This is a genomic window from Streptomyces sp. NPDC002057, assembly GCF_040296665.1.
Lineage (GTDB): Bacteria > Actinomycetota > Actinomycetes > Streptomycetales > Streptomycetaceae > Streptomyces.
Genome location: NZ_JBEOXR010000039.1, coordinates 70759 through 79308 on the forward strand (window position 1 = coordinate 70759; position 8550 = coordinate 79308).

Below are 8550 nucleotides of genomic sequence, written 5' to 3' on the forward strand. Positions count from 1 at the left end.
TGACGTCCGGTTGTCCTGACAAATCCTTGACACCGGGGACGGGGGCCTCCACGGTGGGGCCATGCGCATCGGACTCATCGGTACGGGACGGATCGGGAGCTTCCACGCGGGGGTGCTGGCCCGCCACCCGGAGGTCGGGGCGCTGGTCGTGGCGGACGCGGACGCCGGCCGGGCGGCCGGGGTCGCGGGGGCGCTCGGGGCGGAGGCCGCGCCGGACGTGGCGGCGCTGTTCGACCACGCCCTGGACGCGGTGGTGATCGCCTCGGCGACGGCCGCGCACGCCGAGCTGATCGCCCGCGCGGCGGGCGCCGGTCTTCCGGCCTTCTGCGAGAAGCCGATCGCCCTGGACCTGCCGGGCACGACCGCCGCGCTCGCGGCGGTGACGGAGGCGGGGACCGAACTGCAGCTCGGCTTCATGCGGCGCTTCGACCCGGGGTACGGGGCGGCGCGCGAGGCGGTGCGGTCGGGGCGGCTCGGCCGGCTGCACACCGTACGGGCGGCGACCTCCGATCCGGAGCCGCCGCCGGCCGCGTACCTGCCGCTCTCCGGCGGTCTCTTCCGGGACTGTCTGGTGCACGACTTCGACATCGTGCGGTGGGTGACCGGGCGGGAGGTCGTGGAGGTGTACGCGACGGGCTCGGACGCGGGCCCCGCGATGTTCCGGGAGGCCGGGGACGTGTCCACGGCCGCCGCGCTCCTCACCCTGGACGACGGCACGCTCGTCACGGCGACCGCGACCCGCTGCAACGGCGCCGGGTACGACGTCCGCATGGAGCTGGCGGGCGACCTGGACCAGATCGCGGTGGGCCTCGACGACCGCACCCCGCTCGCCTCGGTGGAACCGCAGGGCCCGCCCGCGCCGGGAAAGCCCTGGTCCGGGTTCCTGGAGCGGTTCGGCCCCGCGTACGAGGCGGAGCTCGACGCCTTCGTCCGCCTGGTGCGCGGTGAGGCCGCGAACCCCTGCGACGGCCGCGAGGCCCTCGCGGCGCTCCGGATCGCCGACGCGTGCGAGCGCTCGCGCCGGGAGCGGCGTCCGGTGCGGGTGGCGGACGGCGTTCTCTGACAGAGCTGCCGGGGACGGAGCCCTCGGGTCACCACCGCACCGGGAGGTGCCGGACTCCGCGCAGGAGAAGGCCCGGGATCCACTCCCAGGGGGGCTCGTCGGGGTCGAGTTCCAGGCGGGGGAAGCGGTCGAGGAGCGTCCGGAGCGCGATCCGGGCCTCCAGGCGGGCGAGCGGGGCGCCCAGGCAGTAGTGGATGCCGTGGCCGAAGGCGAGATGGCCCCGGGTGTCCCGGCGGATGTCGAAGCGGTCGGGGTCGGGGAAGCGGGCCGGGTCGCGGTCGAGCGCCCCGATGCCGACGAGCACGTGGCTCCCGGCCGGGATCTCGGTGCCGCCGAGGGCGACGGCCTCCCGGCTGAAGCGGAAGGTGCTGGTCTCGACCGGTCCGTCGTACCTCAGCGACTCCTCGATCGTCCCGTCGAGGAGGCCCGGGTCGGCGCGCAGGGCGGCGAGCTGCCCGGGATGGGCGAGGAGGTTCCGTACGGTGTTGGCGATCAGGTTGACGGTGGTCTCGTGGCCCGCGATGAGCAGCAGGTAGGCCATGGCGCGGAGTTCGGGTCCGGACAGCCGGTCCCCGTCCTCGGCGCGGGCCGCGATCAGGCCGGAGAGCAGGTCCTCGGCGGGTCCCGCGGCCCGCTTGTCCTCGACGAGTGCGTCGAGGTAGTCGGCGAAGTCCCGCATGGCCCGCGCCATGCTCTCCTCGCCGGTGGGCGTGACGAGCTCGTTCGACCAGCCGCGGAAGGTGTCCCGGTCCGCGGCGGGTACTCCGAGGAGCTCGCAGATGACGATGATCGGCAGCGGGTACGCGAAGGCGTCGACGAGGTCGGCCCGGCCGGCCGGTTCCATCGCGTCGGCGAGCTCCGCCGTGAGCCGCTCGACGCGCGGGCGCAGGCTCTCCACCCGGCGGCCGGTGAACTCTCCCGTGACGAGCCGGCGCAGCCTGGTGTGGTCGGGGGCGTCCGCCGAGAGGAGGTGGACGCCGATGACGTCCTCCTCCGGCGGCCGTACGCCGATGACGGAGGGGGACTTCGCGAGCCGGGGGTCGGCGAGTGCCGCGCGCCCCTCCTCGTGGCCGACGACCAGCCAGAACCGGAAGCCGTCGGGCATCCGCACCTCGTGGACGGAACCGTTCTCACGGAGCTTCGCGTAGAAGGGGTACGGGTTCGCGGTGAAGTCCGCGCCGTACTCCCCCAGTTCGATGACGGACATCGGGTCAGGCTATCCGACCGGCCCGGCCGGGCCCTGGTGGTGACGGTCGTCCTGGGCGGGTCCCCCGGGCCCGGTCAGCTCGGGTCGTCCTCGCCCAGGAGGCCCGCGTCGTGGACGAGGAGGGCGATCTGGACCCGGTTGTTGAGACCGAGCTTGGCGAGCACGCGGGAGACGTGGGTCTTGACCGTCGGCACGCTCATGTACAGCTCGGCCGCGATCTCGGCGTTGGAGAGACCGCGGCCGACGGCGACGGCCACCTCCCGCTCGCGGTCGGCGAGTCCGGCGAGCCGGCCGGCCGCCGCCGCGCGCGGCGGCTGCTCCGGCTGCCCGGCGACATGGGTCATGAGCTGGCGGGTGACGGCCGGGGAGAGCACCGGGTCGCCCGCGGCGACCCGGCGGACGGCGGCGACGATCTCGGCGGGCGCGGTGTCCTTGAGGACGAACCCCGCCGCGCCGGCCCGCAGGGCGCGCAGCACCTGCTCGTCGGCGTGGAAGGTCGTGAGGACGACGACCTCCGGGGCGCCGGGGCGGGCGCGGAGGAGTTCGGTGGCGGTGAGCCCGTCCACGTGGGGCATCCGGATGTCCATGAGGACGACGTCGGGGGCGTACCGGGCGACGAGTTCGGGGACCTCGCGGCCGTCGGCGCCCTCGCCGACGATCTCCAGGTCCTCGGCTCCGCCGAGCATGAGGGTGAGGCCCGCGCGGACCAGGGGGTCGTCGTCGACGATGAGCAGCCGAATGGTCATGAGGGCCACGGTAGCCAGGCGTGGAGGGAGAATCCGCCGCCGGGGGCCGGGCCGTGTTCCAGACGGCCACCGGCGAGGGCGGCGCGTTCGGTCAGTCCGATGAGGCCCTGGCCGGAGCCGGGGACGTGCGGGACGGGTCCGTCGGGCGCCGGGTTGTGGATGTCGACGGTGAGGCCTTCGCCGGGGCGGCCGCGCACCGTGACGGTGACCCGGGTGCCGGGGGCGTGCTTGCGGGCGTTGGTGAGGCCTTCCTGGGCGATGCGGTAGACCGTGCGGCCGGTGGCGGCGGGCGCGGCGGCCGGGTCGTCGACGGTGGTGTCGAGGACGACCTCGGCACCGGCCTCGCGGGATTCGGCGATCAGCGCGCCGAGGGTGGCGAGGGTGGGCTGGGGGCGGTCCCCGTCGCCGTTCTCGCCGGGTGCGCGCAGGACGCCGATGATCTCGCGGAGGTCCTGGAGGGCTTCGTGGGCGCTGTCGCGGATGACGCCGGCGGCCCGGGCGATCTGCTCGGGCGGGGCATCGGGGCGGAACTCCAGGGCTCCGGCGTGCACGCTGAGCAGGGTGAGCCGGTGGGCGAGGACGTCGTGCATCTCGCGGGCGATGGCCTCGCGGGCGAGCCGCTGGGCCTGTGCGGCACGCAGTTCGGCCTCGGCCTCGGCGCGGCGGGCGCGCTCCCTGAGGGCTTCGACGAGCTGGCGGCGGGCGCGGACGAGCATGCCCCAGGCGGTGACGAGCAGGATGAGGACGAAGCCGATCCCGATGGAGAGCCCGGTGTTCGTGGTGGGGTCGGGCCGGACGAAGACCTGGACCGTGGAGGTGACGACCGCGAGCGCCCCGATCCAGGCGACCTCGCGGAAGGGACGGCGTACGGCGACGCTGAACAGGCTCACGAGGAGGGCGCCCGAGGCGACGGGGGCGATCACGTTCGCCAGGGAGAGGGCGACCGCGAGTCCGACGGGCCGGCGGCGGCGCAGCCAGAGGGCGCAGCAGGCGGCGGCGCCGGCGAGCTGGTCGAAGAGGACGACCGGTTCGCTGTTGTACTGCGCGCTGACATCCGCGACGAGGAGGCCGAAGAGGGCGGCGAGCAGGAAGAGCAGGGTGTCCACGATCCAGTCGCGGACGGTACGGCGGGGCCGGGCCGCCCCGCTCCCGCCCGGTTCGACCAGGTCGGAGGGGAGCAGCCAGCGCTGCCGGTCCGTGCGAGTCATGCCCGCAATGTACGCAGGCGGGGGCGGCGTGCGGGGCATCGGCGGCCGGGACGCTACCGAAGTCGCGGAGGTCGATACTTCGGTAGCGGGAGCGTGGACGGGAGGCGGACGCGGCCCCTCCCCCGGCCGCGCCATGATCACTTCATGAAGAAGTTTCTGGAGGTCGCCGGTTTCCTGCTCGCCCTCTTCGGCGTGGCGGGGGTGGTGCGCGAGCTGACGGGCGACTGGTTCCGGCTCTTCGGGGTGACCCGGTTCCTCACCGAGAACGTGGGGTTCCTTGAGGGCCGGGAGCTGTTCGTCAACATCGTGATCGCGGTCCTCGGCCTGGTCGTCATGATCGCGTCGGACCGGGTGCCGAAGTCCTGAGGGTCACTTCGGGGTGCCGGGGGTCCGCAGCGGCGCGGCCCGGGACGCCGAGGTCCGGCCCGGGGTGCGAGGTCCCGCCCGGGGCGCCGAGGTCCCTCGGCGGGCGCGCGCCCGGGGGTGGTCAGGCGCTCGCGGAGTCGATACGGGTGACCTCGGCGAGGTGCTCGGACATGCGGTGGGCGACCGAGCCGCTGGTGTAGAGGACGGCGCCGATCACGGCGAGCGGGACGGACGCGCCGATGACGCCGACCAGTTCGGGCCAGTCACGGGACTCCTCGCAGGCCCTGTCGTGGACGTACTCGCTGGTGAGGAGGGCGGGGCAGGTGTTGCTGCTGTCGTTCGGCTCGTACGGCGTGAGGAGCAGGACGCCGAACCAGACCCAGAGCAGCGCGGCGAGGGTGAGCAGGCCGAGGCCCCAGCCCTGGGTGCGCCGGGCACGGGCGCGGAACTCGTTGTCGTAGGCAAGTGAACGCATGAGCGAAGAACCTACCCGGCGTCCCTGTCGACGGCCCGACGGCCCCAACTGGTGCCCGCCAGAACGAGGATCGCGCCCACGAGGCCGAGCGCGCCGGGACGGTCACCGGCGAGGGCGATGCCCGCGGCGGCGGCCCAGAGCGGCTCCGTACCGAGCAGGAGGCTGACCCGGGACGGGGAGGTGCGGCGGACCGCCCACATCTGCACGAAGAAGGCGAAGAGCGTGCAGAAGACGGAGAGGAAGAGCAGTCCGGCCCACTCGCGCGGGCCGAAGTCCAGGGCCACCGTCCAGGGCGAGGCACCCGTGCCGGGGAAGGCCGCGATGACGGCGAAGACCGCGACGGCGGAGCCGAGCTGCACGGTGGTCAGGGAGAGCGAGTCGGCCGACCGGACCGCCTTGATCCGGGACATGGCCAGGACGTGGACGGTACGGGCGAGGGCGGCGAGCAGCATGAGCAGGTCGCCGAGGGAGGGGGCGGTGAACCCGCCGCCCTGGGTGAGCAGGACGACACCGGTGACGGAGAGCGCTCCGGCGGCGAGGAAGGCACGGGGCGGAACGACCCGGGTGACGGCGGCCTCGGCGAGCGGGGTGAAGATCATGGTGAGGCTGATGATCAGGCCCGCGTTGGTGGCGGAGGTGTGGACGACGCCGTAGGTCTCCAGGAGGAAGATCCCGCCGAGGATCAGTCCCAGGGTCGCGGCGCCGCGCCACTGGGCCGCGTTCAGCGCCCGGAGCCTGGTCCAGCCGGCGACGACGAGGACGGGCAGCACGACCGCGAACCGCAGCACGAGGACCGCGATGACGGTGTGGGTGGTGGTGATGCCCTTGGCGGCGAGGTAGCTGGTGCCCCAGACGACGGCGACGAGCAGGACGGGCAGATCGGTGAGCCAGGCCCGACGGGGGCCGGCGACCGGCACGGGGGCGGCGATCGAGGACATTGCGGCCGTTGCTCCAACTCTCTCAATGGGGTGGAGACTTCGACGGCTCGCACATGGAGCGATCACGGTACCGGGAGAGGCCTGTGGTGGCTACACCTTTCGGGCCGCGACGATCGGGGGCCTCGGGGATCGGGGGTTTCGCGGATCGGAGGGCTCGCGGATCGGAGGGCTCGTGGGTCGGGGACTCTCCCCTCAGGGGCCTCGTCGGTCAGGGGGTCTCCAGGGCCTTGACGACCTGGTCCACCTCGTCCGGCATGACGGCGATCAGGACGGTTCCGCCGGACGACGCGTACTCCACGATCCGGGATCCCGGATTGATGGAGATCCCCTCGCGCACGGAGGGCGGGCGCGTCCCCGTCCGCCGCAGATCGGCCGGCAGCGCGGCCTCCCGCCTGCCCCAGGAGGCCCTCCAGACCGGAGGGCCCGCACCGATCAGCAGACGGCCGGCCCGCCAGCGGGAGCCCTGCGCCGCCCACTTGAGCATGCAGGGCACCCCGGCCGCCTCCCCCGCGGCCAGGGCGGCCGACCGCTGCCGCCGCTTCCGGATCATCAGCCGCCCCACGAGGGCGGCGGCCACGGCGGCGACGGCGAGAGACACTGGTTCGATCACGCCCGCATTCAAGCAGGCGGGGAGCCCCGGGGGCACCGTCGCCCCACGGCGGGCTCCGCGGGGCGACGGGCGGCGCCTCAGTAGCTGCCGTACTCCGGGCGGCCGGCCAGCTCGTACGTCTGGATGGCGACGCCCGAGCCGGTGGTGCGGGCGTCGGTCTGCCGGAAGGCGGTGGGCCGCACGCCGTCGGAGAAGAGCCGGCGGCCGGTGCCGAGGATCACGGGGAAGACGAGCAGGTGGAGGGTGTCGACCAGGTCGTGGTCGATGAGGGTCCGGGCGAGACCGCCGCTGCCGTGCGTCTGGATCTCGCCGTCGGTGCGCTCCTTGAGGGCGGTGACCTCCTCGACGGCGTCCCCGCGGAGCAGGGTGGTCCCGGCCCAGTCCACGGAGTCGAGGGTGGTCGAGGCGACGTACTTGGGGAGGGCGTTCAGCTTGGAGGCGATGGGGTCGGCGGGGTCCGTCTGCTTCGGCCAGTGGCCGGCGAAGATCTCGTACGTACGACGGCCGAGGAGGAACGCGGTCGGCCGGGTGAAGACCTCGGTCATGAACCGCCCGAAGTCCTCGTCGCCGTACGGGACGGACCAGCCGCCGTGCTCGAAGCCGCCGCTGGGGTCCTCGTCCGGGCCGCCGGGGGCCTGGTGGACGCCGTCGAGGGTCAGGAACTGGGTGAGGCTGAGCGTGGCCATGGTGGTGCCTTTCGTCTCCGGTCCATCGTGTCTCACCAGTGACGACCGCGCGGCCCGGCGAAAGTCATCGGTGACGCCCGGAGCGCGGTGACCCGTGCCCGGTGCCGACGCCGGCGATCCGTGCGCGGGACCGGTGACCGGGTCGCGGTCCGATTCCCGCCAGCCTCCGCGCGCGCTTCCGACTTTCATTGAACCCGCAACCACTTATCGCTTCTCACGGAGGTTTCGGGATGTCCACGATGAACGGCACGGCGGTTCTGGTGACGGGCGGCAGCCGGGGGATCGGCGCGGCCACGGCCGTGCGCCTCGCCCGGGAGGGCGCGGACGTCGCCTTCACCTACGTCCGGGACGAGGCGATGGCCGAGAAGGTCGCCGCCCGGATCGAGGCGACCGGTCGCCGGGCGCTGCCCCTGCGGGCCGACGCGGCCGACGCCGGGGACGCGGCGGGCGCCGTGGAGTGGGCGACGGACGCCCTGGGGCGGCTCGACGTCCTGGTGAACAACGTGGGGGTCGGTGTCCTCGGCCCCCTGGAGTCCCTCACCCTCGCGGAGGTGGACCGGGTCCTCGCGGTGAACGTCCGGGCCGCCTTCCTGGCCTCGCAGGCGGCGGCCCCGCGGCTGCCGGAGGGCGGGCGGATCGTCACGATCGGCACCTGCATGACCCAGCGGGTGCCGGGACCCGGCGGCACGCTCTACGCGACGAGCAAGTCGGCGCTGACCGGTCTGACGAAGGCGCTCGCCCGGGAGCTGGGCGGGCGGGGCATCACGGCCAACATCGTCCACCCGGGCCCCGTCGACACCGACATGAACCCGGCGGACGGGCCCCACGCGGAGGGCCAGGCGGCCGTGACGGCGCTGGGCCGCTTCGGCACCCCGGAGGAGGTGGCGGCGATGGTCGCGTTCCTGGCGGGGCCGGAGGGGCGGTACGTGACGGGCGCGGAGTTCTCGGTGGACGGCGGGTACGCGGCGTGAGCGCGGGCCCTGCGGGGCGGCGCCCGGGGCGCTGGTGAGCCCGGCTCCGGGCGCCCGGGGCCCCGGAAGAGGGTGAGGGCGCACCGATGCTGTCGGTCGGTGCGCCCTCGTGGGCCGGGCGGGGTGTCGTACCCGCTCGGCCCATGGGGTGGGCCGGGACTCGGGGCGGGCGGTGTCGGCCGCTCGGAGCCCCGGGACCGTCTTCCGGCCGAAGGCCCGCCAGAACATGGTCCGGCCCGCCTCGGCCCACGGTCCGCTGATCGGCGATCCCTTGCCCACC

10 protein-coding genes are annotated in these 8550 nt (G+C 74.4%); 3 read left to right on the forward strand and 7 right to left on the reverse strand.

The window, feature by feature from the left end; genetic code table 11:
- The first annotated feature begins 61 nt into the window (after positions 1-61).
- Positions 62-1063 carry a Gfo/Idh/MocA family protein gene (locus ABT129_RS26390; RefSeq protein ID WP_351906411.1) on the forward strand — a complete coding sequence of 334 codons (1002 nt, stop codon included), beginning with the start codon at positions 62-64 and terminating at the stop codon, positions 1061-1063.
- 28 nt (positions 1064-1091) lie between these two features.
- Here ABT129_RS26390 and ABT129_RS26395 read toward each other — a convergent pair whose 3' ends face one another.
- From ABT129_RS26395 to ABT129_RS26405, 3 genes are all read right to left on the reverse strand, one after another.
- Entirely contained in the window at positions 1092-2270 is a 1179-nt protein-coding gene (locus ABT129_RS26395; protein ID WP_351906414.1) for a cytochrome P450 family protein, read from the reverse strand.
- Positions 2271-2344: 74 nt separating this feature from the next.
- On the reverse strand, positions 2345-3016 hold the full coding sequence (locus ABT129_RS26400; RefSeq protein ID WP_351906417.1) for a response regulator transcription factor: 672 nt from the start codon (positions 3014-3016) through the stop codon (positions 2345-2347).
- Positions 3013-4224, reverse strand: coding sequence for a sensor histidine kinase (locus ABT129_RS26405; RefSeq protein WP_351906420.1), 1212 nt, complete (start codon positions 4222-4224; stop codon positions 3013-3015). Before ABT129_RS26405 ends, ABT129_RS26400 begins: the two co-directional genes overlap by 4 nt.
- Before the next feature lie 144 nt (positions 4225-4368).
- Between ABT129_RS26405 and ABT129_RS26410 the strand changes: the two genes are divergently transcribed.
- Positions 4369-4590: a hypothetical protein gene (locus ABT129_RS26410; RefSeq protein WP_351906423.1), complete on the forward strand. Its 222-nt coding sequence runs from the start codon at positions 4369-4371 to the stop codon at positions 4588-4590.
- A gap of 121 nt (positions 4591-4711) precedes the next feature.
- Here the strand turns inward: ABT129_RS26410 and ABT129_RS26415 are convergent, their stop codons facing one another.
- The 4 genes from ABT129_RS26415 to ABT129_RS26430 all read right to left on the reverse strand — a co-directional run bounded on the left by ABT129_RS26415 (position 4712) and on the right by ABT129_RS26430 (position 7299).
- Positions 4712-5065, reverse strand: coding sequence for a hypothetical protein (locus ABT129_RS26415; protein ID WP_351906426.1), 354 nt, complete (start codon positions 5063-5065; stop codon positions 4712-4714).
- A gap of 11 nt (positions 5066-5076) precedes the next feature.
- Positions 5077-6003, reverse strand: a complete 927-nt coding sequence (locus ABT129_RS26420) for a DMT family transporter (protein WP_351906429.1) — start codon at positions 6001-6003, stop codon at positions 5077-5079.
- Between the two features lie 208 nt (positions 6004-6211).
- Entirely contained in the window at positions 6212-6613 is a 402-nt protein-coding gene (locus ABT129_RS26425) for a hypothetical protein (protein WP_351906431.1), read from the reverse strand.
- A gap of 77 nt (positions 6614-6690) precedes the next feature.
- Positions 6691-7299, reverse strand: a complete 609-nt coding sequence (locus ABT129_RS26430) for a dihydrofolate reductase family protein (RefSeq protein ID WP_351906434.1) — start codon at positions 7297-7299, stop codon at positions 6691-6693.
- A gap of 230 nt (positions 7300-7529) precedes the next feature.
- Between ABT129_RS26430 and ABT129_RS26435 the strand changes: the two genes are divergently transcribed.
- Entirely contained in the window at positions 7530-8270 is a 741-nt protein-coding gene (locus ABT129_RS26435) for an SDR family NAD(P)-dependent oxidoreductase (protein ID WP_351906437.1), read from the forward strand.
- Positions 8271-8550: the final 280 nt, after the last annotated feature.